Origin of the sequence: Mesorhizobium sp. M0701, assembly GCF_040320365.1 — a bacterium.
Lineage (GTDB): Bacteria > Pseudomonadota > Alphaproteobacteria > Rhizobiales > Rhizobiaceae > Mesorhizobium.
The window spans coordinates 174,355-200,017 of sequence record NZ_JAMYPO010000008.1; the positions used below are offsets into that span (position 1 = coordinate 174,355).

At 64.5% G+C, this 25,663-nt stretch carries 21 protein-coding genes and 1 pseudogene; 7 read left to right on the forward strand and 15 right to left on the reverse strand.

The features are described from left to right. Positions 1–6: 6 nt before the first annotated feature. Positions 7–2,319 carry a glucose/quinate/shikimate family membrane-bound PQQ-dependent dehydrogenase gene (locus NKI24_RS10995; protein ID WP_352745194.1) on the reverse strand — a complete coding sequence of 771 codons (2,313 nt, stop codon included), beginning with the start codon at positions 2,317–2,319 and terminating at the stop codon, positions 7–9. 252 nt (positions 2,320–2,571) lie between these two features. On the opposite strand from NKI24_RS10995, the gene NKI24_RS11000 reads away from it, so the two are divergent. Further along, complete coding sequence (locus tag NKI24_RS11000; protein WP_352745197.1) at positions 2,572–5,295, forward strand: ATP-dependent helicase; 2,724 nt, start codon at positions 2,572–2,574, stop codon at positions 5,293–5,295. Positions 5,296–5,307: 12 nt separating this feature from the next. Here NKI24_RS11000 and NKI24_RS11005 read toward each other — a convergent pair whose 3' ends face one another. The 5 genes from NKI24_RS11005 to NKI24_RS11025 form a co-directional block, all read right to left on the reverse strand. After that, a complete protein-coding gene (locus tag NKI24_RS11005) occupies positions 5,308–6,357 on the reverse strand; it encodes an ABC transporter permease (RefSeq protein ID WP_352450091.1) in 1,050 nt (349 codons plus the stop codon). After that, positions 6,354–7,151, reverse strand: a complete 798-nt coding sequence (locus tag NKI24_RS11010; RefSeq protein WP_352745200.1) for an ATP-binding cassette domain-containing protein — start codon at positions 7,149–7,151, stop codon at positions 6,354–6,356. Before NKI24_RS11010 ends, NKI24_RS11005 begins: the two co-directional genes overlap by 4 nt. An 86-nt stretch (positions 7,152–7,237) precedes the next feature. Then, positions 7,238–8,251 carry a substrate-binding domain-containing protein gene (locus tag NKI24_RS11015; RefSeq protein ID WP_023676725.1) on the reverse strand — a complete coding sequence of 338 codons (1,014 nt, stop codon included), beginning with the start codon at positions 8,249–8,251 and terminating at the stop codon, positions 7,238–7,240. Between the two features lie 164 nt (positions 8,252–8,415). Further along, a complete protein-coding gene (locus NKI24_RS11020; RefSeq protein WP_352471591.1) occupies positions 8,416–9,324 on the reverse strand; it encodes a sugar phosphate isomerase/epimerase family protein in 909 nt (302 codons plus the stop codon). Further along, positions 9,321–10,355 carry a Gfo/Idh/MocA family protein gene (locus NKI24_RS11025; protein WP_352614306.1) on the reverse strand — a complete coding sequence of 345 codons (1,035 nt, stop codon included), beginning with the start codon at positions 10,353–10,355 and terminating at the stop codon, positions 9,321–9,323. The genes NKI24_RS11020 and NKI24_RS11025 overlap by 4 nt, the downstream gene beginning before the upstream one ends. 196 nt (positions 10,356–10,551) lie before the next feature. Here NKI24_RS11025 and NKI24_RS11030 point away from each other — a divergent pair, with 196 nt between their 5' ends. Then, complete coding sequence (locus NKI24_RS11030; RefSeq protein WP_023676728.1) at positions 10,552–11,577, forward strand: LacI family DNA-binding transcriptional regulator; 1,026 nt, start codon at positions 10,552–10,554, stop codon at positions 11,575–11,577. Between the two features lie 10 nt (positions 11,578–11,587). On the opposite strand, the gene NKI24_RS11035 is transcribed toward NKI24_RS11030, so the two are convergent. From NKI24_RS11035 to NKI24_RS11060, 6 genes are read right to left on the reverse strand one after another with little or no spacing between them, the layout of a single operon-like run. Further along, the gene (locus NKI24_RS11035) at positions 11,588–12,505 is read right to left on the reverse strand and encodes a ribokinase (RefSeq protein WP_352745203.1); all 918 of its coding nucleotides are present in this window, start codon (positions 12,503–12,505) and stop codon (positions 11,588–11,590) included. Between the two features lie 31 nt (positions 12,506–12,536). Next, positions 12,537–13,412, reverse strand: coding sequence for a MurR/RpiR family transcriptional regulator (locus NKI24_RS11040; protein ID WP_352745206.1), 876 nt, complete (start codon positions 13,410–13,412; stop codon positions 12,537–12,539). Next, positions 13,409–14,386 (reverse strand): ABC transporter permease, encoded by a 978-nt coding sequence (locus NKI24_RS11045; RefSeq protein ID WP_352456543.1) that lies wholly within the window; start codon positions 14,384–14,386, stop codon positions 13,409–13,411. Before NKI24_RS11045 ends, NKI24_RS11040 begins: the two co-directional genes overlap by 4 nt. A gap of 16 nt (positions 14,387–14,402) precedes the next feature. Next, positions 14,403–15,929, reverse strand: a complete 1,527-nt coding sequence (locus NKI24_RS11050; RefSeq protein ID WP_352745210.1) for a sugar ABC transporter ATP-binding protein — start codon at positions 15,927–15,929, stop codon at positions 14,403–14,405. Positions 15,930–15,985: 56 nt separating this feature from the next. Beyond that, the gene (locus NKI24_RS11055) at positions 15,986–17,044 is read right to left on the reverse strand and encodes a sugar ABC transporter substrate-binding protein (RefSeq protein WP_352450099.1); all 1,059 of its coding nucleotides are present in this window, start codon (positions 17,042–17,044) and stop codon (positions 15,986–15,988) included. Between the two features lie 42 nt (positions 17,045–17,086). Further along, entirely contained in the window at positions 17,087–18,076 is a 990-nt protein-coding gene (locus NKI24_RS11060) for a TIM barrel protein (protein ID WP_352450100.1), read from the reverse strand. A 248-nt stretch (positions 18,077–18,324) separates the two neighbouring features. Here NKI24_RS11060 and NKI24_RS11065 point away from each other — a divergent pair, with 248 nt between their 5' ends. Continuing rightward, positions 18,325–19,803 (forward strand): esterase-like activity of phytase family protein, encoded by a 1,479-nt coding sequence (locus NKI24_RS11065; protein ID WP_352745215.1) that lies wholly within the window; start codon positions 18,325–18,327, stop codon positions 19,801–19,803. A 145-nt stretch (positions 19,804–19,948) separates the two neighbouring features. Here NKI24_RS11065 and NKI24_RS11070 read toward each other — a convergent pair whose 3' ends face one another. Next, positions 19,949–20,737 carry a L,D-transpeptidase gene (locus NKI24_RS11070; protein WP_352745217.1) on the reverse strand — a complete coding sequence of 263 codons (789 nt, stop codon included), beginning with the start codon at positions 20,735–20,737 and terminating at the stop codon, positions 19,949–19,951. A 205-nt stretch (positions 20,738–20,942) separates the two neighbouring features. Between NKI24_RS11070 and NKI24_RS11075 the strand changes: the two are divergent. After that, a pseudogene (locus tag NKI24_RS11075) lies at positions 20,943–21,269 on the forward strand (MATE family efflux transporter); the annotation flags it as partial. A gap of 31 nt (positions 21,270–21,300) precedes the next feature. Further along, positions 21,301–22,404 (forward strand): MATE family efflux transporter, encoded by a 1,104-nt coding sequence (locus tag NKI24_RS11080; RefSeq protein ID WP_352450103.1) that lies wholly within the window; start codon positions 21,301–21,303, stop codon positions 22,402–22,404. A 9-nt stretch (positions 22,405–22,413) separates the two neighbouring features. On the opposite strand, the gene NKI24_RS11085 is transcribed toward NKI24_RS11080, so the two are convergent. Further along, positions 22,414–23,622 carry an MFS transporter gene (locus NKI24_RS11085; RefSeq protein WP_352450104.1) on the reverse strand — a complete coding sequence of 403 codons (1,209 nt, stop codon included), beginning with the start codon at positions 23,620–23,622 and terminating at the stop codon, positions 22,414–22,416. A gap of 156 nt (positions 23,623–23,778) precedes the next feature. On the opposite strand from NKI24_RS11085, the gene NKI24_RS11090 reads away from it, so the two are divergent. Continuing rightward, positions 23,779–24,354: a TMEM175 family protein gene (locus tag NKI24_RS11090; RefSeq protein ID WP_352450106.1), complete on the forward strand. Its 576-nt coding sequence runs from the start codon at positions 23,779–23,781 to the stop codon at positions 24,352–24,354. Positions 24,355–24,361: 7 nt separating this feature from the next. Here NKI24_RS11090 and NKI24_RS11095 read toward each other — a convergent pair whose 3' ends face one another. Next, positions 24,362–24,643 (reverse strand): hypothetical protein, encoded by a 282-nt coding sequence (locus NKI24_RS11095; RefSeq protein WP_029351415.1) that lies wholly within the window; start codon positions 24,641–24,643, stop codon positions 24,362–24,364. Positions 24,644–24,772: 129 nt separating this feature from the next. Here NKI24_RS11095 and NKI24_RS11100 point away from each other — a divergent pair, with 129 nt between their 5' ends. After that, positions 24,773–25,645, forward strand: coding sequence for an SDR family NAD(P)-dependent oxidoreductase (locus tag NKI24_RS11100; RefSeq protein ID WP_352450107.1), 873 nt, complete (start codon positions 24,773–24,775; stop codon positions 25,643–25,645). Positions 25,646–25,663 lie beyond the last annotated feature (18 nt).

Genomic DNA, 25,663 nt, shown 5'->3' on the forward strand with positions numbered 1-25,663 from the left:
ACTTCTCTATTTCGGCAGCGTATAGGCCATCACATAGTCGCCCGGCTTGGTACCGACCGAGCCGTGGCCGCCGGCAACGATGACGACCAACTGGCGTCCGTCGGCTACCGTGTAGGTCATCGGTGTCGACTGCCCGCCCGCCGGCAGCCGCGCCTGCCAGAGCTGTTTGCCGGTCGTCAGGTCATAGGCGCGCACATAGTCGTCGACCGCCGCACCGAGGAAGGCGACGCCGCCGGCAGTGATCATCGGCCCGCCAATGCCGGGCACGCCGACCTTGAACGGCAGCGGCAATGGCGTCATATCGTAAACGGTGCCGTTGCGATGCTTGTAGACGATCTTGCCGGTCCGAAGGTCGGCGCCCGCCACATAGCCCCAGGGCGGCGCCTGGCAGGGAATGCCGAGCGGCGACAGGAACGGCTTCAATATCACTGCGTAAGGCGCACCGTCATTGCGATTCAGGCCTTGTTCGCTGCCCTTGGTGTCACCGGGCGGCGGCACGTCGGCGCGCGGCACCAGCTTGGAGATGAAGGCCAGGTATGTCGGCATGCCGAACATCACCTGCCGGACCGGATCGACTGCCACGCCGCCCCAGTTGAAGGTGCCGAAATTGCCGGGGTAGATCAGCGAGCCCTGCAGCGACGGCGGCGTATAGCGGCCCTCATAGCGCAACTTCCGGAGCTCGATCCGGCAGGCCAGCTGGTCGAACATGGTGATGCCCCACATGTCGGCGCCGGTCAGCGGTTTCGGACTGAAGCTCAGGTCTGAGACCGGCTGCGTCGGCGAGGTATGGTCGCCTTCGATCGCGCCGCCCGGCGCCGGCACTTCCTTGACCGGAACGATCGGCTCGCCGCTGCGCCGGTCGAGCACATAGAGGTCGCCCTGCTTGGTCGGCCCGACCAGCGCCGGCACCACGCCACTTTCCGTGGTGATGTCGACCAGCGTCGGCTGCGCCGGCACGTCCATGTCCCAGAGATCGTGGTGCACGGTCTGCCGCACCCAGCGCAATTGTCCGCTGTTGAGATCGAGCGCGGTGATCGACGAGGAGAATTTCTCGTCATTGGCGCTGCGCCCGGCGCCGAGCTGGTCCGGCGTCTTGTTGCCGAGCGGCACATAAAGCAGGCCGAGCTTCTCGTCGGCGCTTGCCGTCGACCACATGTTGGGCGAGTTGTTGGTGTAGGTCTGGCCCGGCGGCAGCGGCGTCGTCTGGTCCGGATTGCCGGAATCCCAATTCCACAACAGCGCGCCGGTGTCGGCATCGTAGGCACGGATGACCCCGGACGGCTCCTGCGTCGAATAATTGTCGTTGACCGCGCCGCCGACGATGATCTTGTTGGCGACGATCAGCGGCGCCGAGGTCGAATAATAATAGCCCGGCTTCGGATATGGCATGTTGGCGAGCAGGTTCAGCGTGCCGCCTTCGGCGAAAGTCGGGCAGACCTGGCCATTCGCCGCATCGAGCGCGATCAGCCGGGCGTCGGATGTCGGCAGGTAGATGCGTGTGGCACAGGGCTGGCCGGCGGCGACCTTGGCATCGGCATAATAGGACACGCCGCGGCAGGTCTGGTGCTGGCGGTCCTTGTTGAGCTTGACCTGCGGATCGAACCGCCATTTCTCCTTGCCGCTCGCGGCATCGATGGCGATGGCGAAATTATGCGGCGTGCAGATGTAGAGCGTGTCGGCGATTTTTAGCGGCGTCACCTGATAGGTCGTCTCGCCGATGTCGTCGGGCCCTTTCACGTCGCCGGTGCGGTAGGTCCAGGCCGGCTGCAGATTGGCAACGTTTTCAGCGGTGATCTGGTCGAGCGGCGAATAGCGCTGGCCATATTGCGTGCGACCGTAATAGTGCCATTCGCCAGCCGGCACGTTGCCGCCAAGATCGGCCGTCGGCGTCACCTTGTCGGTGTTGAGTTCACCCGCAATATCCTTTGGATCGGTCGTCATCGAATAGCCGGCGACGGCAAGCGATGCCAGCACGGCGAGGATAAGCGGCGCGCGTCCGTCGGGACCGGTAAGCCCGCGCCGCGCCCATGGCGTCAACAGCCATAGCGCGACAAGCACGATGATGCCGCCGCGCGGGCCGAGCTCCCACCAGTCGAAGCCAATCTCCCAGACCGCCCAGGCGAGCGTGCCGAGCACGATCGCCGCGTAGAGCCACAGCGCCGTGGATCTGCGCCTGTAGAGCAGCCAGGCCGCGACAAGGAAAGCTAGACCGACGATGACGTAGTACCAGCTGCCGCCCAGCGTCACGAGCCAGATGCCGCCGCCGCCAACCGCCAGGCCGATGAGGAAAAGGATCAGGGAGGTAATGACCACAGCCAAGACGGTGCTCCTTCGACTGGTGCGCTCCGCGACGCGTCCATGGGCAACCCGGCATTGCGCTCCTGCCCCCACGCAACTTTCTCCGGCCCGCTTCCCCTGTCAAGCAAGCTCGGCGTTTTACGGTGCCGACCCTCAGCAAGCCCGGCGTTTTGGTTAGCGGACCCATTCAGATTGTGAGTCTACCGACTGGACAGAGAACAAAACGGAGACACTTCTGGCCTTTCGCTGCCGAATCACTACATTCGGGGGGATATGTCCGGCTTTTCGGAAGACATGCCCTTTTTTGACGAACCGAACGCGCGGCCCGCGGCCCCGTCGGGCATTGCCGCGCGCGCCATGGCTGCCCGCAGCGGCCACAACAATGCGCCCGACTATCTCAAGGGGTTGAACCCCGAGCAGCGGCTGGCGGTTGAGACCACTGAAGGCCCGGTTCTGGTGTTGGCCGGCGCCGGCACCGGCAAGACGCGCGTCCTGACCACCCGCATCGCCCACATCCTTGCCACCGGCAAGGCTTTCCCGTCGCAGATCCTCGCCGTCACCTTCACCAACAAGGCGGCGCGCGAGATGAAGCAGCGCATCGGCCTGTTGATCGGCGAAGGCAATGTCGAGGGCATGCCGTGGCTCGGCACCTTCCACTCGATTGGAGTGAAGCTGCTGCGCAGACATGCCGAGCTGGCCGGGCTCAAATCCGACTTCACCATTCTCGACACGGACGACGTGGTGCGCCTGATCAAGCAGCTTATCCAGGCCGAAGGGCTGGACGACAAGCGCTGGCCGGCCAAGCAGTTCGCCCAGATGATCGACGGCTGGAAGAACAAGGGCCTCGGTCCCGCCGACATCCCCGAGGGCGATGCCCGTGCCTTCGCCAACGGCAAGGGCCGCGAGCTCTACAAGGCCTATCAGGAGCGGCTGAAAACGCTGAACGCTTGCGACTTCGGCGATCTCCTGTGCCATCCGATCCGCATCTTCCGCGCCAATCCGGACGTGCTGAAGGAATACCACAAGCGCTTCCGCTACATCCTCGTCGACGAATATCAGGACACCAACACCGCCCAGTACATGTGGCTGCGGCTCTTGGCGCAGCGGCCGCAATCCTCCCCCCTTGAGGGGGAGGTGCCCGCGAAGCGGGCGGAGGGGGTTGCCGCAGAAGGCACCGCTAGAGCGTCGAGCACTGCCGCCGGTAGGTCGAGCACTGCCGCACGGACCCCACCCGACCGCGCTTTGCCCGGCCACCCTCCCCTCAAGGGGGAGGGAAGCCCGCGCCTGTCCACCGTAAATATCTGCTGCGTCGGCGACGACGACCAGTCGATCTATGGCTGGCGCGGCGCCGAGGTCGACAACATCCTGCGCTTCGACAAGGATTTCCCCGGCGCCACCATCATCAGGCTGGAGCGCAACTACCGCTCGACCGCGCACATCCTCGGCACCGCCTCGCATCTCATCGCCCACAATGAGGGCCGCTTCGGCAAGACGTTGTTCACCGAAAAGATCGCCGAGGACGACGAGAAGGTGCATGTCCACGCCGCCTGGGATTCCGAGGAGGAGGCCCGCGCCGTCGGCGAGACGATCGAGGCCTACCAGCGCCAGAAGCACAATCTCAACGACATGGCGATTCTCGTCCGCGCCTCCTTCCAGATGCGCGAATTCGAGGATCGCTTCGTCACGCTCGGCCTCAATTACCGCGTCATCGGCGGCCCGCGCTTCTATGAGCGGCTCGAGATTCGCGATGCGCTGGCTTTCTTTCGCGTCGTCGCGCAAGGCGCCGACGACCTCGCCTTCGAGCGCATCGTCAACGTGCCGAAGCGCGGCCTTGGCGAGGCCACCATCCGCCAGATCCACGACACCGCACGCGCGCTGCGCATCCCGATGCTGGAGGCGGCGGCAAAACTTGCCGAAAGCGACGAGCTGAAGCCGAAGCCGCGCGCCGCGCTGCGCGAGGTCGCGGCCAATTTCGAGCGCTGGCAGAAGGCGCTGGAAACCACCCCGCACACCGAGCTCGCCGAGACCATTCTTGAGGAGAGCGGCTACACCGATATGTGGAAGAACGACCGCTCGGTCGAAGCACCGGGACGGTTGGAAAACCTGAAGGAACTGATCCGCTCCATGGAGGAGTATGAATCGCTGCGCTCCTTCCTCGAACATGTAGCACTCGTCATGGACGCCGAGCAGAATGCCGAGCTCGACGCGGTCAACATCATGACGCTGCATTCGGCCAAGGGCCTCGAATTCGAAACCGTGTTCCTGCCCGGCTGGGAAGAAGGGCTGTTCCCGCACCAGCGTTCCCTCGACGAGGGCGGCCGCTCAGGGCTGGAGGAGGAACGCCGCCTCGCCTACGTCGGGCTGACCCGCGCCAAGAAGAACCTGCACATCTGGTTCGTCTCCAACCGCCGCATCCACGGCCTCTGGCAATCGACCATCTCGTCACGCTTCATCGACGAGCTGCCGGAAGCCCATGTCGAAGTTTCCGAGAGCGGCAACTCCTACGGCGGCTACGGCAATGCCTATGGCGGCGGCTCGTTCGCCTCCGGTCGTGGAGGCCAAGGTGCAGGCAGGCAGAACCCTTATGGGGCATCGCGCTTCGACAACATTGGCGGCAATAACGGCGCCGAGAAATCCGGCGCTTTCTCCAGCACCTATGCGACGCCGGGCTGGCAGCGCGCTCAGGCCAACCGCACCGAGGCGACCGACCGCAATTGGGGCACGCGCTCCGGTCACCAGGTCGAGCGCATCGGCTATGGCGAAACCGACTCCGGCTACGGCGCCGGCCGTACCTCGGTCAAGGGGCGCACCATCGACGGCGAACTGGTCGCCAAATCCGTCGCCGACACGCCGTCCCCCTTCAGCGTCGGCGACCGCGTCTTCCACCAGAAATTCGGCAACGGCAACATCTCGGCCATCGAAGGCAACAAGCTGACCATCGACTTCGACAAAGCCGGCCAGAAACGCGTACTGGACGGGTTTGTCACCGGGGTGTGAGGCCGCCGGGCGCTAGCGATACCGCGCCTGGTTCCACTTGTGGCCGAGCAGCGACAGGATGATGATCAGGCCGTTGAAGAACTGGACGTAGAAGCCGCTCAGGCCTGCCGCGACGACGCCGGTCTGGATGAAGGAGACCGTGACCGCGCCGATCGCGCCGCCGACGACAGTGCCGATGCCGCCCCAGGTCGGGGTGCCGCCGACGAACACCGATGCCAGCACCGGCAGCAGGTATCCGTCGCCCGCCGTCGGCCACCAGGTGAAGTTGATCATCACCGAGAAGGTGCCGGCGATTGCCGCGCCGATGCCGACGAAGACGAACACTTTTACGCGCACGCGCTTGACGTCGATACCCATCTGCTGGGCGCTGTCTGGATTGTCGCCGACCACCTTGACCTGGGCACCGAAGCGATGGCGGTTGTAAAGCAGCGCCGACAGCACGACGAAGCCGATGGCCCAGAAGATCTGCACCGGAATGCCGTAAAGCTGGCTGGAGAAGATCTTGTAGGCCCAGCTGTCGGCAAGGCCGGTCAGCGCCGTCGACCTGCCCTCGTTGATGATCTGGATCAGGCCGCGCAGCAGGAAATTCATGCCGAGCGTGGCGATCAGCGACGACAGCCCGCCATAGACGACCAGCGAGCCGACCAGGAAGCCGAGCAGCATGCCGGTGACGATTGCGGCGGCGATGCCGAGGAACGGGTCGTAGCCAGCCTGCACGACCAGCGCAAACACCCAGGAGGCAAAGCCCATCGTCGCCGGAAACGACAGGTCGATCTCGCCGCAGGTGACGACGAAGACCAGCGGCACCACCACGAACAGCGCCACCGGCAGCGTGGTGAGTACGGAGCTGTAGAGATACCAGGTGGTGAACACAATCGGGTTGGCGATCATGAACACCGCCATCATGACGATGAACACGGCAAGCGTGCCGAGCGCGGCGCGGTTGTCGAGGATGAACCCGCGCAGCCAGTTGTCGGACGGGTGTCTCCACTCTTTCCCGGCGGCCTCATTATGCGTGCCGCCGAGGGGGCTCTGCAGATCGGGTTCCATGGTCTTGCTCATCGTGCCGCCCTCTCCGCATCGCCCGCGTCGTGTAACACCGGCAATCCGCTGGGGTGGGCGACGTCTTCCATGAAATTGATCAGGTCCTCGGCCGATTTGACCTCGCTGCGGTCGGCGCTGAGCGCGACCTTGCCGCGGTCCAGCACCACGAAGCGATCGGCGATATCGAAGACGTGGTGGATGTTGTGGCCGATGAACAGGATCGAGCGACCGCTCGCCCGCACCTGGCGCACGAAGTGGAAGACCTTGGCGGTCTCGGTCAGCGATAGCGCGGTCGTCGGTTCGTCGAGGACTATCAGCTCCGCCTTCTTATAGATGGCCCGCGCGATCGCCACGCCCTGCCGTTCGCCGCCCGAGAGCTGGCCGACGATCGACTGTGGCGTGAACACTTTCGAGGTGAAGCCGATCTCGCGCATCAGCCGGCTCGCCTCCGCGATCTCCTTGTTGACCTTCAGCCAGCCAAGCCAGCCGGTGAGTTCGCGGCCCATGAAGATATTGCGTACAATCGTCTGCTGCACGGCGAGCGCCCGGTCCTGGAACACCGTTTCGATGCCGGCGTCGCGCGAGCGCGCAGGGCTCCATCCGGTCACCGGCTTGCCGCGGACGAGAATCTCGCCGCTGGTCGGTTTGACCACGCCGGACAGGATCTTGATCAGCGTCGACTTGCCGGCGCCATTGTCGCCGATCAGGCCGACCACCTCGCCGCGATCGACGCTGAGATTGACCCCGCCCAGCGCATAGACCTGGCCGTAGGACTTGGTGATGTCGCGCAGTTCGATGATGCGTTCCGCCATGGCGATCCTCGCTTGATTGTCGCGTGCCGGCCTTTTCGCCGGCGGTCCCGCCGGCCGGGCTCGATCCCGGCCGACGGCTTGGGAGGTCAGCGCAGCGCCTGCTTGGCGAGCTCGGCGACGATCTCGTAATTCTGCGGCGTGACGAAGCCGGCACCAGTGTCGACATTCATCGGTGCGAGACCCAGCACAACCTGCTGGCAGAGGCTGAGGATCGGCAGATAGCCTTGCAGGAACGGCTGCTGGTCGGCCGTCAGCTGCACCCAGCCGCCCTTGAAGCCCTCGACGATCTGCGGGCTGGTGTCGAAGCCGAAGTTGAAGATATCGCCCGGCTTCCTGCCCGCCGCCTGCATATAGGTGGGCACATTGCCCAGCATCTGGCCGCCGGGATAGCCAACCGCCTTGACGTCGGGATTGTTGAGCAGTGCCGCGGTGATCACCGGAAGGGCCAGATTTGGGTCGGAAGCCCATTCGCCGCTCGGCGGCGAGGAGAGCTGTATGACCTCGACACCCGCTTCCTTGAGGGCAGCGACAGTGCCGCGTTCTCGCGCGCCGCGGCTCTCGTTCTCGAACGGGCCGATCATGATTGCCTTGTCGCCGGCCTTGAGCCCGGCCAGCTTGACCGCCTCGGCGCCGAGCGCGCGGCCCTGCTGCTCCTGCTGGGCGCCGACATAGCCGCCACCGAACGCCGCCGTGACCGTCGGCACCGGCACGTTCTGGTACATCATCTTGATGCCGTCCTTGTGTGCCTGTTCGGCCAGCGGCATGATCGCGGCGTCGCCGGGGTGGCCCATCATGGCGATGCCTTGGGGCTTGACCGCGACAGCCTCGCGCAATTGCTGCACCATCTTCTCGACATCCCACTGGGAAAAGATGTAGTCGACCTTCGGCCCGAGATCGGCCGCGGCCTGCTTCGCGCCATTATAGACGATTGTGCCGAAGGCATCGCCCTCGGCGCCGCCGACGAAGAAACGGATATGGACATCCTTGCACCACTGGGCATCGAGCGCCTGCGCCGGCAAGGTCGAGAGTGCGGCGGCGAGCGCCATCGCGGCCGCCGCGACGGTCGAGCGCAGAACTGTCCTTCTCATCGTAATGCTCATGCACTTATCCTCCCTTTGTTCCCTCGCTAGCCGAGGGGTTTTGACGATCGCTTCGGCATTGCGCCGCAATCTTTCGCTGGCCGGCACCTCCCGCCGGCTTGTCCTGTTTTATGCATGTCGTTATCGCAAAACCGCTGGGCACTTTTGCGCGACATGCATTAGCCTCACACCGGGTTCGGCAGGTAGCTCGCGCCTCCCCGGCATTGTTGGAGATAATCCAGCGCACGCGCCTGGCCGGTGATCTCGAGATCGCCGCGATAGACCGGGTCGTGCCAGCCCTCGATGTCGATGGCACCTTTGTAGCCGGCCAGCCGCAGCTCACTGATCACCCGCGCCCAGTCGCTGTCGCCGAAACCCGGCGTGCGCATCTGAACGAACGGCAGGCGGCCGAACACGCCATGTTCGCGGATCACGTCCCAGCGCACCGTCGCGTCCTTGCCATGGACGTGGAAGATGCGCGGCGCCCATTTGCGGATCTGCGGGATCGGGTCGATCAGATAGACCAACTGGTGACAGGGCTCCCACTCCAGGCCGAGATTGTCGTTTGGCAATTCGTTGAACATCAGCTCCCAGGCGTCCGGATTATGGGCGATGTTCCAGTCGCCGCTGGCCCAATTGCCGTCCATGGCGCAGTTCTCGAAGGCGATGCGCACGCCCTTGTCGGCGGCCCGCCTTGCCAGCTTCCCCCAGACCTCGCGGAAGCGCGGCAGGCTGTCGGGCAGCGGCTTGCCGCGAATGCGGCCGGTGAAGCCGCTGACCACATTGGTGCCGAACAGATGCGCGTTGTCGATGATCGTTTCCCACGCCTCGAGCACGCCGCGATCGATCTCGCCGCTCTCCAGCGGATTGCCGAACACGCCGATCGACGAGACGATGACATCGGCATCGCCGATCGCCTCGCGGATCTCGCCCGCCAGCCGCGGAATGTCCTTGCCGCCCAGCGTCTGCCAGAAGAACGGCTGGATGCTCTCGAAGCCGAGCGGCAGGATCTGCCTGACATAGGCGGCCGGGTCGTCGAGATTGGCCCGCACCATTGTGCCGATCCTGATGTCGAGCAGCGGGTTTGGCATCATGATCCTTCCTGTTGAGCGATAGCGACCCGGCGCCCGGTCTCGGCGCTCTCGATCGCAGCGAAAACCATGGCCAGGCTCTTGATGTTGTCGGCGCCGCGCGTCTCCGGCTCGGTGCCGGTCTCGACGGCGCGGACGAAATCCTGGATGATGCCGAGATGGCCGCCGACGCGATCTGCCAGGTCGAGCGGCGGCACGGCTATCGATTCGGTGCGGTCGAACAGGCCCTCACGGACCGGCCGCACGACTTCCGCCTTCAACCCGTCCGCGCCGTCCCAGACAATGCTGCCGCGCTCGGCGACGATCCGCCATGTACTGTCCCAGCTGGTACGGAAGCCGGCCGCGCACCAGCTGCCGGCATAGGTGAACAGCTTGCCGCCGCCGAGGTCGAAGCTTGCGGTTGCCGACGACCCTTGCCGATACCAGGAATTGGCCGGCTCCCACTCCTGGCAATAGACGCCGGCCGGTTCGCCGGCCACCATGTAGCGGGCTGCATCGAATGTGTGGATCGCCATATCGAGCAGCAGCACATGGCGCATCTCTTCGCGAAAACCGCCGAAATGCGGCGCAACGAAGAAATCGGCGTGGATGCTGGTTGGCGCACCAATGGCGCCGGAATCGAGAAAGCGCCGGATGCGCCTGACATTGGCGACATAGCGGCGGTTCTGCACGACGGCATGGATGCGGCCGGCGCTGCGGGCCGCCCCGACAATGGCACGCGCATTGTCCGGGCTGTCGGCGAGCGGCTTTTCGGTCAAGAGATGGCAATGGTGGGCAAAGGCGGAAAGCGCGACCTCGCGGCGGGCGGCGGGAACCACGACGTCGAATACCGCGGCGGGCCTGGTCTGGTCGAGCACGGCGTCGAGCTCGGTTCCGATGACGGCGCCGGAAAGCTCGTATTCGCGCGCCCTTGCCCGCGCCCTTTCGGCGTCGAGATCAACCAGGCCGACAATGGCGAGCCCGTCGATCTGCTTGGCCGCATCGAGCCAGGCCTTGCTCATCGCGCCGCAGCCGACCAGGACGACATTGATCATCCAGCACTCCTCCCTCTCGGCCCCTCCAGACCGATCGTCACGGCGTTCACGGCAGGGCCGCAAACGTTTCTTCCGTAAACGTTTACGAGAACACACCCGATGGCGTAGAATGTCAATTGGCCGATAGCGAAAAACGTGATGCCGGCTTGGCCTGAAGAGCGGCCGGTGCTAGCCAAGCAAGGGGGAGAACTGTCCTTTGGCGTCCAGTATTCACGACCTTGCGCGTCACCTGAATATTTCCATCGGCACGGTGTCGCGCGCGCTCAACGGCCGCGCCGACGTCAATGCCGACACACGCCAGCGCGTGCTCGATGCGGCCAAGAAGCTGAACTATTCACCGAACCAGTCCGGCCGCAGCCTGCGGCGCGGCGCCACCCATTCGATCGCCTTCATGCTGCAGCCGCATCCGGGCGACCAGGAATATGGCGAGCCGTTCTTCATTCCGTTCCTGACCGGGTTGCAGGCCAAGCTCGCCGAAAGCGGCCTTGACCTGATCGTAGTGATGGGCGCGCCGGGCGACTATCAGCAGGAGCGCCTGCGCCGTGTCGTCGAGACGCGGCGGGCCGATGCGGTGGTGCTGGCCTGGACGCGGCGCGAGGACGAGCGCATCGACTATCTGACCCAGGCCGGTTTCCCGTTCGCGACGCTCGGCCGCAGCCGCTCCGGCGGCGATTCCTATCCCTCGCTCGACCTCGATTTCGAAAAAGCCGGGGCTGACGCGGTCGATCGTCTCGTCGCGCGCGGTCATCGCCGCATCGCCGCCATCCGCCCGTCGCTCGACCTCAATTTCGGCTATCTGTTCCTCGCCGGCTATCGCAAGGCGTTGCGGCGGCACGGCATCGAATTCGACCCCGAGTTGATCGCCGACGGCTTCATCAACGAGGCCGGCGGCTACGCGGTGACGCCGAAGGTCATGCGCTCCAAGGACCCGCCGACGGCCATCATCTTCAACAACGACGCGATGGCGCTTGGCGGCTGCAAGGCTCTGGCCGAGGCGGGCATCAGGCCCGGCCACGACGTTGCGGTGATCGTCATCGTCGACACCCCGCTCTGCCGCTATTTTTCGCCGGCGCTGACCGGCTTCCGCCCGGCGCTCGAGCCGATGGGCGAGCGGTTGGCCGAAATGCTGCTGGCATCGATCCCGGCTTACGCCGGCGCCGAAGGCGCACGCATCATCCGTGAAGTCTGGCCACTGGAACTGATCGCGCGCGACAGCGATTGAATCGCGGCGGTCACTGAGCAGGCTCAGATTGATCAAGACCCCCGCGCCCGCGCTCCGGCGTTGCGACCAGCGAGGCAGCGGCGGCATTGGCGGCGCCAAGTGCCGCCTCGACGGGCTCTCCACGCGCAAGCCCCGCCGCAAAGGCGCCGACGAATTCATCACCGGCACCGTGGGTGCTGACCACCTCCACCGGCATCGCCGGCAAGGCGAATGCCTGGCCGTCGCGGCCGCAATACGCAACGCCCTCGCCGCCGGCCGTGACGATTGCAGCCGGATAGAAACCGACGAGCATGCCGGCCGCCTTCGCAGCACCCTCGAGCGTGTCGACGACCGAAACGCCGGCCAGGAACTCCGCCTCGATGGCGTTGACGACGACGATGTCGGTGAGCGCGATCAGCTCGGCGGAGAGGTTTCGGGCGGGTGCCGCGTTGAGGAGGACGCGGCCGCCAAACGCCTTCACCGCTCGCGCCGCGGCAATGTTGGCGGCTTCCGATACCTCGTTTTGCAGCAGCAGAACCGCCGTTTGCGCGATCAGCTCGGCCGCCTCAGTAATGTCCTTTTCGCCGAGAGTGAGATTGCTGCCCGAGACGATCACCGCGCCATAGTCGCCGCTGTCGTCGAAAATCGCTACGCTCATGCCCGAGCCGGCGCCCGAAGCCACTCCCACGAAGCGCTGGTCGACGCCGTTGCGATCAAGATTGTCGAGAAGCGCGCGGCCGAAATCATCGTCGCCGACAGCTCCGATCATCGCCGCACGCACGCCGGCCCGCGCTGCCGACACCGCCTGGTTGCCGCCCTTGCCGCCGCATTTCGGATGCCAGGCATGGCCGGTGACCGTTTCGCCCTTGCGTGGGCGATCGGGGGCTTCGACCATGATGTCGTAATGCAGGCTGCCGAATACGGTCACCAGCGGCGGGGGAGCCGTCATGTGCCCCAGACCTTCATGAGCCGCTTGCCTTTCATGAGTTCTTGTCTTTCCGTTTCGACGTCACCGCAGACATGGTGCGGCCGAGATTGCGCTCCGCCGCCTGGTAGTCGCGTTGCGCGACCGCCACGAACAGCGCGTCGAGAATGTTGAGCTGGGCAATGCGCGCCGCCGCGTTCTCACCCATCAACGGCGAGCCTTGCGCGGTCGAGCAGAGCACGATGTCGGCGACGGCTGCCAATGGCGAGTTGTCATAGTTGGTGATGGCCAGCGTGCGCGCGCCGCTTTTGCGCGCAAGTTGGATGGCGTCGATGACGGCGCTCGTGTTGCCGGAATGCGAGAAGCCGACGGCGATGTCGTCGGCGCCGAGCAGCGAGGCCGACATCAGCATCAGGTGCGAATCGTCGTAGACAGAGGTGCGGATGCCGATGCGCAGGAATTTGTGCGAAACGTCGCGTGCGATCTGCGCCGAGCCGCCGACGCCGTAGAAATCGCGATTCCTGGCGCGGTAAAGCAGATCGGCGGCACGGTCGAAATCGTCGATGTCGAGGATGGCCAGCGTCTCCTCCAGCGCCTGGATAGAGGTGCGGAACACCTTCTGCACGATCTCGGCCGAACTGTCGTCCACCGACAGCTCCTGATGCATCTCGGCGGTCGGCAGGCGACTGTATTCATAGACCGCCGTGCGAAAGTCGCGATAGCCGGAAAAACCCAGCTTCTTGGCGATCTTGACCACCATCGCCTCCGACACACCGGCCTCCTCGGCGATCTGCTTGAGCTGTATGGTCTCGTCGAAGCCGCGCCTTCCGAATACGGTTTCAACCACCTTCGCCTCGAGCGGCGTCAGATGCGGCATCATCATGCGAATGCGCGGTCCTACTGCTTTCAGGTCCAGCCCGGTCAAGGTCATCCACGTCCCCTCGTCACGCGATCGATAAGCATCGCGGCGAGGATTATAAGGCCAGTTGCCAGGAGCTGATAGAAGGACTGCACGTTCATCAGCGTCAGGCCGTTGCGCATGCTGCCAAGAATGACGGCACCCAGGATGGTGCCGACGACGCTGCCCTTGCCGCCCATCAGCGAGGCACCGCCAATCGCCGCCGCCGCTATGGCGTCGAGCTCCCAGAGATTGCCGAGAATGGGTTCGGCCGCACCCAGCCGGCCGATCAGGATCTGCGCTGCAAGCGCTGCCAGCAGGCCCGAGATCATATAGGCGGCGATCTTGGTGCGGGCGATCGGCACGCCGGCTATGTAGGCCGCCTCCTCATTGCCGCCGACGGCGAGCAGATATTCGCCAAACGGTGTCTTCTTGAGGATGATCCAGGCAATCAGCGCGACCACGGCCACGATGATGACCGCCAACGGCAATCCGAACAGCGAGCCGTTGAAGATGGCACGGAAGCCGGCAGGCAGGCCGAGCACCGGATTGCCGCCGGTATAGATCAGCGCCAGCGCCCGGTAGGTGCTGAGCGTTCCCAGCGTGACGATGAAGGGCTGCAGCCCGACATAGGCAACCAGCACGCCGTTGAGCAGTCCGCAGGCGAGGCCGATGGCGAAGCCAGCGGCGATGGCCAGCGGAAACGGCACACCGGCAACCAGCATCGAGGCCGAGATGACCGCCGAAAGGGCTGCCGTCGGCCCGACGGACAGATCGATGCCGCCCGAGATGATGACCAGCGTCATGCCCAACGCCAGGCACGCATTGATGCTCGACTGCTGCAGGATGTTGATCAGGTTACGCTCGGCAAAGAAACCGGGGACCAGCGCCCCGAAGACGGCAAGGATCACCACCAGGCCGATCAGCGTGCCGGCGTCGCGCACGGAAAACCGGTGCAGGAAATCTGCCCTTGGGCGCGCTGCTGTGTGTTGAGTTATATCGGTCATCCGCTGGTCCTGTCCGTTATGCACCGGCCCGATGGCCTTGCGCCTTGCCGGCCTCAATCTCCGTTTGGGGTATGGCGTACGCGGCGATCGCCTGTTCGCTGAGACTTGCGCGGCCCAGTTCGGCGGCGACCGTGCCGTCGCGCATGACCAGCACGCGGTCGGCGAGCCGGATCACCTCGGGGAGTTCGGACGACACGACGATTACCGAATGGCCTTCGGCGGCGAGTTCCTCGATCAGGTGGTAGATCTCCGCCTTGGCGCCGACATCGATGCCGCGCGTCGGCTCGTCGAACAGAAGGATCCGCGTTCCCGCCGCCAGCCAGCGGCCGATGATCGCTTTCTGCTGGTTGCCGCCGCTGAACAGCCGAATTGGCCGGTCGAGCAGGAACGGCCTGAGATTGACCCGCTTCATCTTCTCGGCCGCGACCCGCTTCAGCCGGCGGTGGTCGATGAGGCCGCGCGGCGCGAACACGCTCATCGAGGCCAGCGCCATGTTGCTGGAGATCGACCGCAACGGCACGATGCCTTCGCGCTTGCGCTCCTCCGGCACCAGGCCGATGCCGGCCGCGATCGCGTCGCGCGGACTGGAAAGCTTTACCGCCTTGCCGTCGATCTCTATTGCGCCTGATGAGGCCCGGTCGGCGCCGGCCAGCAGCCGCAGCAGCTCGGTGCGGCCGGAGCCGACCAGTCCGGCAATGCCCAACACCTCGCCGCGATGCAGGTCGAACGAAACGTCACGGACCTTGGTTGCCGAGGCGAGGCCACGCACGCTCAGCCTGATCTCGGGGGAAGCATGCGAGCGGTGTTGTTCCTGGGCAAGCTCGCGGCCGACCATCATCGAAACGACGGCCTTTTCCGACACCTGCGCGAGATCGACGGTTTCGACCACAACGCCGTCGCGCATGACAGTGGCGCGCTCGCAGATGCCGAACACCTCGTCCAGCTTGTGCGAGACATAGATGACGGCGACACCGTCGCGTGCCAGACCGGCAATGACTTCCGCCAGCTGTTCGAACTCGCTCGGCGTGAGGCTCGACGTCGGCTCGTCCATCGCCACGATCCTGGCGCGGTCGAGCAGCGCCCGGGCGATCTCGACGATCTGCCGCTGCGCCACCTTCAGGCTGCCAAGCGGGGCTGCCGGATCGATGGTTGGGTCGATGGCGGCCAGCGCTTCCGCAGCGCGGCTTTCCTGCTCGCGCCGTGCGACGAAGACGCCGCCGCGCGTCAACGGATGGCCGAGAAACATGTTCTGGGCGACGCTGAGGCGTGGCACCTGCTGTAATTCCTGATGGATCATCGCCACGCCCGCGGCGCGTGCGGCGACCGGATTGTTCAGCATCACCGGCTTGCCGTCGATCAGCACGCTTCCCGCCGTCGGTCGGTAGACGCCTGACAGTATGCGCAGCAGCGTCGATTTGCCGGCGCCGTTTTCACCGAGCAGGCCATGGATCTCGCCGGCGCCGACCGAAAACGACACTTCGCTCAGCGCCCGCACAGCCGGAAACTCTTTGGAAATGCCCTCGAATTGCAGCCGCGCTGACATTGCTTCGGTTCTCCAGGCAAGGTGCCGACCCAAGGCCGGCACCTGCCGGCCCTGCTCTACTGGCCCGCTGCCGCGTCCTCGAGCAGCGCCTTGCGCACGGCGTCGCCGGCGCCAGAGTAACGGTCGGCATTGTCCTTGGTGATCAGCGCCTGCGGCGTGGCAACGACGCGCGGCAGCTTCTGCCCGGCCACCAGCCGCAGCGCCGATTCCAGCGCCACCTCGCCGGTCAGCACCGGGAACGAATCGACGGTGCCGGTCAGCTCGCCGGCGCGGATCGAGGCATAGGCGTCGGAGATGCCGTCGGTGCCGAAGACCGCAACCTTGTCCTGCAGCCCGGCAGCCTTGACCGCCTCGACGATGCCCAGCGCCATGCCGTCATTGTTGGCATAGAAGCCGATCAGGTCGGGGTGCTGCTGCAGGATGTTGGTGGCCGCGTCGTAGGAGGTCTGGCGATCCCAGTTACCGGGGACGCTGGCGACGACGTCGAACTTGCCGGCCTCGGTGATCGTTGTCTTGAAACCGTCGGTGCGCTGGACGGCGGCGTAGACGCCGGCCTGGCCTTCGACGATGGCGACCTTGCCGCCATCCGGCCGGTTCTTGATGAACCATTTGGCGACGCGCACGCCGTTGTCGCGCTGGACATTGCCGACATAGTGCTCGGCCTGCGGGATGACCGCGTCGTTGACGTTGACCACCGGCACATTGGCTGCCTTGGCCTGTTCCATGATCGGCTGCAGGTTGGAGTCGGTCTGCGGCGAAACGAGCAGCACGTTGTAGCCTTGCGTGACCAGGCCTTCGGCGATGGTGAGCTGGCCGAGCTGGTCGCCCTCGCTCTGCGCCGCCTGGTAGACCACGGGCACGCCGGTGCGGTCGCCGAACGACTTGTAGCCCTCTCCCAGCGAGCGCCAGTATTCGTTGGTCAGCGTCTTGGAGACCGCACCCGCCTTGGTGCCCTCGGGCAGCTTGGGGAAGGCCCCGAACTTGGCCTCGAGCTGCGACCAGTCGATGCGATCGTTCTCGGTGTCGGAATTGAGCGGCGCGAGGTCCGCGGAAAACGACGAGCCTATAGACAGCGCCATCAGGGCAGCGGTGGCGGTGGCAAGCAGAAATTTCATGGTCTTTCCTCCCTGGTTGAAAACGGTGATGGCGCCGGAGCTTCAGCTGTCCGGCCCGAGCATGGCTTCCTGGACGATGGCCTGCGAGGCGACCGCGTCCTGACGGTCGACGGCGGCTGACAGGCGATTGTCCTTTTCCAGCCGATCGACGACGCGCAGCATGCGCTTGACAGTCGCGATGTTGACTTCGCATTCGTGGACCGGGTCGAGCCCGGTCATGTCGGGGAACGTGTCGAAGTAGATGGCGCCGGCATAGCCGTCTCGACGGATCTGCCTGAGCAGCTCGATCGTCTGCAGCGTATGCACGGCCCCGACCATCAAGCCGTCGTCGCGCTTGGCGTAGCCGTCGTTGAGATGCACGCCGAGCAGCTTGCTGTGTCGCGCCACCAGCGCAGCGGCAAAGGCCGGCTGCTCGTCGGCGTAGAGCACATGGGCGAAATCGAGCGTCACGCCGAGATTGGGCAGGCCGATCTCGCGGATCGCCAGCAATGTCGTCGCCGCATCGGGCATCAGGCTGTAGGAGCGCGGCTCGTTGGGTTTGTATTCAAGGCTGATCTGGCAATCGGGGTCATGCGCCGCAACTTCACGAATTCCATCGATTTCGTGTTGCCAGAGCGTCGCATAATCGGCCTGGAAAGCATAATCGAAGCCATCCTGCCCGAGCCACAGCGTCATCAGGCCGGCGCCCGCCTCGCGGGTGGCGTCGATGCCGGCCTTGGTCAGGTCGATGGCTTCGCGGCGAACGGAAGGATCCGGATTGGTGAAGGCACCGAGCTTGAAAGCCGGATTGGAGTAGTAGCGCATGGCGAAACCATTGATGGAAAGCCCGATGTCGCCGAGTTTGCGCGCTATTTCCGTAGGTTTTTCGCCGACATGGTCGGGGAAGTTGAGGTCGAGATCGGTCAACTCCGCAACCTTCGCCGCACGTGCCGCCATTTGCAGCATGGACGGTTTGCCGACAAGATCGGGCCACTCGGACTGTGGCCGCGAGGCAAAGGAATTGAGGCGGGTGGCGAAACGACAGGCAGTCATCGGGGACCTTTCATTGTCATAACTTTACATAATAACGATTATTTGTAAAGTTGTTAATTGCTCGCTCGGCGACGACGAATTCGCCATACCTAGGCCAGTTGCGACCACGTGGGGACAAGCAAGCGCGGCACTGTCACGCAAGTATCATGTTCGCGTCCTAGATCGCTTCTCCGAAGGCTTTCGCGGCATCCTTGATGCGACGCGACGCTTTTTCGTGCCCCGGCAGCTTTGTCACAAAGAGGATTTCCATGAAAAACCTGCACCGAACCGCGTCCCTCGCCGTCGCGCTGGCGATGTTCACCGCCTTGACTCCGGCCTTGGCAGAAAACGCCGCGACCGTCGGCGGCGTCAGCTTCGTCAACAAGGGCTTGGTCGGTGTCGGCCGCATCCCGGCCAGCCAGAAGGACAAGTTCGGCGAGACGTTTGGCTCCGGCTCAGGCATGTCGATCGACGCTGCCGGCTGGACGCATGGCGCCGATGGCTACAAAGGCTCGTTATGGCTGTTGCCGGACCGCGGCTACAATGTCGTCGGTACCACCGATTACCGCCCGCGCCTCAACACGATCGCCCTCGAGTTCGCCCCGATCGCGCCGGGTGCAGTGCCGGCCACCGGCCAGGAACAATCGGGCCTCAAGGCGACGCTTGCCGACACCATGCTTTTGAGCGACGACAAGGGCGCCGACGCAACCGGCCTCGATCCGCTCAACGGCGTGCGTGCCGCGACCGACGACATGCCGATCCTGCCCGAAGCCAACGGCAAGCTCGCGCTCGATAACGAAGCGATCGCACGGCTGCCCGACGGCACGATGTTCATCTCGGACGAATACGGTCCGAACATCTACCGCTTCTCCGCCGATGGGCGTCTGATGTCGGCAACGCAGCCGCCGGCGGCGCTTGTCCCGATGCGTCACGGGACGCCAAACTTTGCTTCCAACAATCCCGGACCTGGCGCGGCAGACCCAGATCCGAAGGATCCCGAAACCGGCCGTCAGAACAACCAGGGCCTCGAAGGCATGGCGCTGACGCCGGACGGGAAGTTCCTGATTGCCGTGCTGCAGTCGGCCCCAAGGCAGGATGGCGGCGATTCCGCCTCGACGCGTCAGAACACGCGCGCGCTGGTCTACGATGCCTCGGATCCCGGCCAGCTCAAGCTCGCGCATGAATATGTCGTGCCGCTGCCGGTGTTCACCGATGCCAAGGGCAAAACCAAGATCGCCGCGCAGAGCGAAATCGTGGCGCTGTCGGACAAGACCTTCCTGATGCTGGCGCGCGACAGCGGCAACGGCCAGGGGCTGAAGGGCGACACCTCGCTCCACCGCGAGATCAGCGTCGTCGATGTGTCGACAGCAACCGATGTCGCCGGCACAGAATTCGACAAGGACAAGCCGCTGGCGCCCACGGGTGAGCTCGATCCATCGGTGACGCCGGCCAAGCTGACGCCGTTCATCGACATCAACGACAAGAGCGAGCTCGGCCGCTTCGGGTTGCACAATGGCGCGCCCAACGACCGCAACAACCTTTCGGAGAAATGGGAGGCGATGTCGGTGGTGAGCGTCCTCGATCCAACACTGCCCGACGACTATTTCCTGTTCGTCGCCAATGACAATGACTTCCTCACGCAGGACGGCTTCCAGGTAGGCGCGGCCTACAAGGCCGAGGATGGCGCCGATGTCGACACCATGTTCCTGGTCTATCAGGTCACGCTCCCAGGCCTCGCCAAGAAGTAGCGGCACCCATACAGGCGGACGCGCGGAACGCGTCCGCCTGAGCTGGCGCGATTGAGCGGTCGTGCCCTTCAGTTGCGGCTCGCCCGCGCAAGGACGGTGTCCTAGTGCGTTGCAAACCTGCGACTGACGATCCAGTCGACGGCACTTACCTCAACATCTCCGCGTCCTTTGGCACGCCGGCATCGATCGGCTCGGCCGTCCTGTTCGACACGGCGGCGATCTTCCCGGCGGCCGACAGGTTCGGGCGCACGAAGACCGGCGCGACGCCGTCGACGCGGCTGTAGAGGTCGATAATGTCCTGATTCATGAAGCGCACACAGCCGGAGGAAGCGTTCTTCCCAATGGAATCCCACTCCGGTGTGCCGTGCAGCCGATACATCGTGTCCTTGCCGTCGCGGAAGAGATACAGCGCGCGGGCGCCAAGCGGGCTCTGCGGGCCGGGCGGCATGCCGTCCTTGTATTTCGCCAGTTCCGGCCGGCGTTGGATCATTTCCGGCGGCGGCGTCCAGACCGGCCACTTCTTCCTCGCCTGAACCACGGCGCTGCCGGTCCATCCGAAACCGGCCTTGCCGAGGCTGACGCCATAGCGAATTGCCTTGCCGCCGTCGCGCACCAGATAGAGGAAGTGCTCGGAAGTATCGACGACGATCGTGCCGGGTTTTTCTCCAGTCGGTTCGGCCACGATTTGACGCACGAATTTCGGATCGACCTTGGCTACCGGGATTGCCGGCAGTTGATAGCCCTCGTCGCTGCGCGCGGCATACATGCTTGCGGCATCGCCGAGAGCCGGATCGCTTGGTGCCGCGGGCACCGGCGGCGCCGCCACGTCCGTCGTGGTGCACGACGAAAGAGCCACGGAGGCCGCGCCCAGAGCGGATGCACCAAGAAAGGCGCGCCGGTTCAGGCGCTCAAAAAACAACGGAATATCGGACATGAGCCCCCCGGCTTACCCATGAGATCCAGGAAAATGCGGCCCCACGCGTGCGGGATCAATATACGATTCCGGAAGGTTTGAGAAATGCTTAGACCAAGGCACGCCAGGCGGAATTTACAGCGCCGCATCGACCTCTCCCGTTAAATCGGCAATCATTGCGGACTCAAGACAAGCCTTCGCCGAGTTGCCTGCCATGGACGACAACATGCCCGCGCGCCGGCAGACCGGCGACCTCACCAGTGGGCCTATCCCGCGCACCCTTCTACTGTTTGCCCTGCCGGTGCTCGGCTCCAATGTGCTGCAGTCGCTCAACGGCTCGATCAATGCCGTGTGGGTCGGCCGTTTCCTCGGTGAAGCGGCGCTGACCGCCACGTCCAATGCAAACCTCGTACTGTTTCTCATCCTCGGCACCATGTTCGGCATCGGCATGGCGGCGACCATCCTGGTCGCGCAATCCGTCGGCGCTCGTGACCTGCCCGAAGCCCGGCGCATCGTCGGCACCAGCGCCACCTTCTTCTTCCTCGTCTCGGTGGTGTTCGCGGTTTGCGGCTGGATCTGGGTCGATGCGATCCTCGATGCACTCGGCACCGCCGGCCGATGCGTTGCCGCTGGCGCGCTCCTATCTGCGCATCATCTTCCTCGCCGTGCCGATGATGAATCTGCTCTCCTTCGTCATGACGGTGCTGCGCGGCGCCGGCGACTCGCGCACGCCCTTCCTTTTTATGGCGCTGGCCGTCGTGCTCGACGTCATTTTGAACCCGTTGCTCATCCTCGGCATCGGCCCGTTCCCCGAACTCGGCATCGCCGGCTCGGCCGCCTCGACGCTGATCGGCCAGACGGTAAGCGTGGTTGCCATCCTGATCGTGCTTTATGCGCGCAAGCACCCGCTGCGGCTGGCCGGCGCCAATCTCGCTCTGCTGCGGCCGGACCCGGCGCTGCTGCGCATTGTCGTCTTCAAGGGCGTGCCGATGGGCCTGCAGATGATCGTCGTTTCGGCCGCGGCGCTGACGGTGATGGGCATGGTCAACTCGTACGGCTCGCAGGTCGCGGCTGCCTACGGCATAGCCGCACAGCTCTGGACCTACATCCAGATGCCGGCGCTCGCCATCGGCGCCGCGGTCTCGTCCATGGCGGCGCAAAATGTCGGCGCCAGGCGCTGGGACCGGATTGGACGCATCGCCACCTCCGGCGTCGGCTTCAACCTTGTGCTCACCGGCATGCTCGTCGCGCTGCTGTTCGTGTTCGATCGCGGGGTGCTCAGCCTCTTCCTTGGCAGCGACAGTGCAGCAATCGACATCGCCACTCACATCAACAAGATCGCGTCGTGGTCCTTCATCCTGTTCGGCATCACCATCGTGCTCTTCGCCACCGTGCGTGCCACCGGCGCCGTGATGCCGCCGCTGATCATCTTGGTGATCTCGGTGCTGCTGGTGCGCACCAGCTTCGCCTATTTCTTCCGAAGCGTGATCGGCGAGGAAGCTCTGTGGTGGAGCTTTCCGGCTGGCTCTATAACCTCGCTCGTGTTGGCCGCGGCCTATTATCGCTTCGGCCGCTGGCGCAGCCTGCACATGATCGAGAGCCGGCCGGCTGCCGGCGAACCGCCGGATACCGGCCTCGGCGTACCGCGCCAGAGCGCGCATCTTTCGCCCGAGACACCGAACGGCTGAAGGGTCGGCTCAGCGCGCGTATTTCGCGCCAAACCCGAGAGCGACCAGGGAAAAGACGACAATCATGCCGGCAAAGGCCAGGCTTGCCACGGTCGCACCTGCCACCGTCGACAGAACGCCGATGCCGATTACCGGCAGCGCGTTGCCGCAAAAACAGCAGATGAAAAAGGCCGAGACGACTTCGGCGCGCCGGTCCGCCGGCGCGATCTCGTTCACCACTTGCAAGCCGCCGCGATAGCCGAGCGCTGCCGCCACGCCGCACAAGGCGGTCCCGGCAATCATTATGGTCATCGAGGCGAAGACCTGCGCCGCAACAATCAGCGCGACGGTTGGGATCATCAGCGCAAGCGCCGCGAACATCGCGGCTCGGCTCGAAAGACGTGCCGTCACCACAATGGTGGCGGCCGTCACGATTGCCAATTCAAAGAACAGAGCGCCGGCTTTGGCATGGTTGGTTACCTGCAGTTGCTGCGCCAAAATGCTCGGTGCGAGTGCTGCATAAAAGCCGACCAGCGCCATTGCGCCAAAGCCGGTCACCGCCGGCGCAACGAAACTTGCGCGGATGTCATCGGGCACGGAAAGCCGCGGCCGCATCGAAACGTCAGCCAGTTTCCCCGGCCGCGAAACGGTTTCCCGCGTGCGCCAGACCAGCAGGGTTACAGTCGCGAGCATCGCCAGGTAGACGACGAATGTCAGCCTGAGCGGCCAGGGCGCGTATTCGGCGAGCAACCCGGCCCCCAGCGCACCGAGGCCGAGGCCGAGAAAATTGGTGCTGGTGGCAATCGTCGCCGCCTGTGACTTGTCGTCGGTCGGGAGCAATTCGGCGAGCCAGGCGGTGCCGGTGCCCGCGCCGACGCCGATTCCCAGTCCGCTCAGAATTCGGGCGATGTCGAGCCAGGCGACATTTTCGGCGAACAGGAAAACCACCGCGCTGACCACGGCCACCGCCATCCCGGCCAATGCCATTGGACGGCGCCCGATGACATCGGACACACGCCCTAACATCAGAAGCGCTGCCAGATTGCCGATGACATAGACGGCGTAGACCAGCGTTAAAGTGATCTGCGAGAAGCCGAAGACCTGCTTGTAGATGATGTAAAGTGGCGTCAGCGCCGTGCTGCCGGCGAAAAGAGCCGCAATCATGGCGGCCACGGCGGCCGCTGCAGCGCGGCCGCCGAGTTCGTGATCGCGCGTCATGACTTGAGCGTGAGCTGTCATTTTTTCGACCTTTTGCTGTTCGGGATCTGACATCCTAACGCCTTTTTCGCGTCAGCCGTTCCCCCTCCCCGGCTTGCTCCTGACAAGTTTGGCAGCTTTGCCGATGGCGCTGAGCGAGATCCTCTTTTAACTTCAGCGGATTGTCAGGGGAGATTCATGGGCAAGGGACGAGTCGAAGCATTCACCGATGGCGTGGTCGCCATCATCATCACTATCATGGTGCTGGAATTGAAGGTGCCGCATGGCGAGGATTTTTCCGCGCTGGCACCACTCTGGCCGATATTCCTCAGCTATGTGCTGTCCTTCATCAATGTCGGCATCTACTGGAATAATTTGCACAACATGTTCCATACCGTGCAGCGGGTCGACGGCCGCGTGCTGTGGGCGAACCTCAACCTGCTGTTCTGGCTATCGCTGATGCCGGCGACGACAGCCTTCATGGGTGAGAACCATTTCGCGCCGGTGCCGGTTGCCGTCTATGGCGTCGACCTGGCGCTCTGCGCCATCGGCTTCAACATCCTCACCATGGCCCTGCATCGGCTGCACGGCAACGAGACTCTCTTCGCCAGGGCGTTGGGCAATGACCTCAAGGGAAAGATCTCGCTGGTCCTCTATCTTTCCGCCATCGCGCTGACCTTCGTCAATCACTGGATCGGTGTCTCGATCTATGTCCTGGTGGCGACGATCTGGTTCGTGCCGGACAGGCGCTTCGAGCGGCTGATCGAGAAATAGGCCCCGTCTAGCCTCGCATTGCTTTCAGCTTTTCCGCTACCGAAGCGGCAAGGTCGGCGTAGCGCTCCTCCAGCCGCTCGGCCGCCTTGATCACTGAAAAATCATGGCCGAATTTTTCCAGCGCCATGCGCAGCTTTTCGACGAATTCGGCCTGTTTTTCGAGCGCCGAAAACAGCGTTTTCACTTGCGCTTCGCTGATGTCGGGATTGGCAAGCATTTGCGGCACTTCGCGGCTCATCTGGTCGCCGGTGGCGGTCTGTTCTTTCAGGATCTCGATCCAGTCGGTCAATCGTCAGTCTCCTTTTTTCGATACCAGCATGCGCAGCGCCCGCCGACGCGGTCAACCCGAAGATGCCGCACCGGCTTGCGCGAGCCTCTTTCCGCGCTAAGTTCGCCGCGGCCAGAACAGGAGAAAATCATGACCACCGACGCCGAGATCCAGACCGCCCTGCCCGCACTCGCCTCCGGCAATGTCGCCGTCATCACCGGCGCGGCCAGCGGCATCGGCCTCGCCGCGGCCAAAAGGCTGGCGGCGATGGGCATGAAGATCGTGCTGGCCGATATCGGCGGCGCACGCCTCGATGAGGCCCGACACGCCGTCGTCGCCATCGCCGGCGACAGCGCCGTACTTGCCGTCGCCACCGATGTCTCGAAGGCCGACGAGCTCGACCGCCTCGCCGAAAGGACATCCGGCACTTTCGGCGACGTGTCGCTGCTGATGAACAATGCCGGGGTCGGCAACAACCCCGGCAAGCCCTGGGAGAACCGTGACGCCTGGAAGCGACTGCTGGACATCAATTTCTGGGGTGTCGTGCATGGCGTAGAGGCGTTCGCGCCACGCATGCTGGCGGCGGGAAAGCCCGGCCTGATCGTCAACACCGGCTCCAAGCAAGGTATCACCACGCCGCCCGGCAACCTCGCCTACAACGTCTCCAAGGCTGGCGTGAAGACCTATACCGAGGGCCTTGCACACGCGCTGCGCAACGAGCCCGGCGCCAATGTCGCGGCGCATTTGCTCATTCCCGGGTTTACTTTTACCGGCCTGACCGAAGGTGCGACCGAAAAGCCGGCGGGCGCCTGGACCGGCGAGCAGGTCATCGACTTCATGCTGGCCTCGCTGCTGCGTAGCGATTTCTATATCCTGTGTCCCGATAACGAGGCGACCCGGCCCATGGACGAAAAGCGCATGGCCTGGGCAATCGGCGACATCATTGAGAACCGTCCTGCTCTGTCGCGCTGGCATCCGGACTACAAGGATGCTTTCGCGGCATTCATGACACGCAGCGCATGATCCCGAACCGAAGATCAC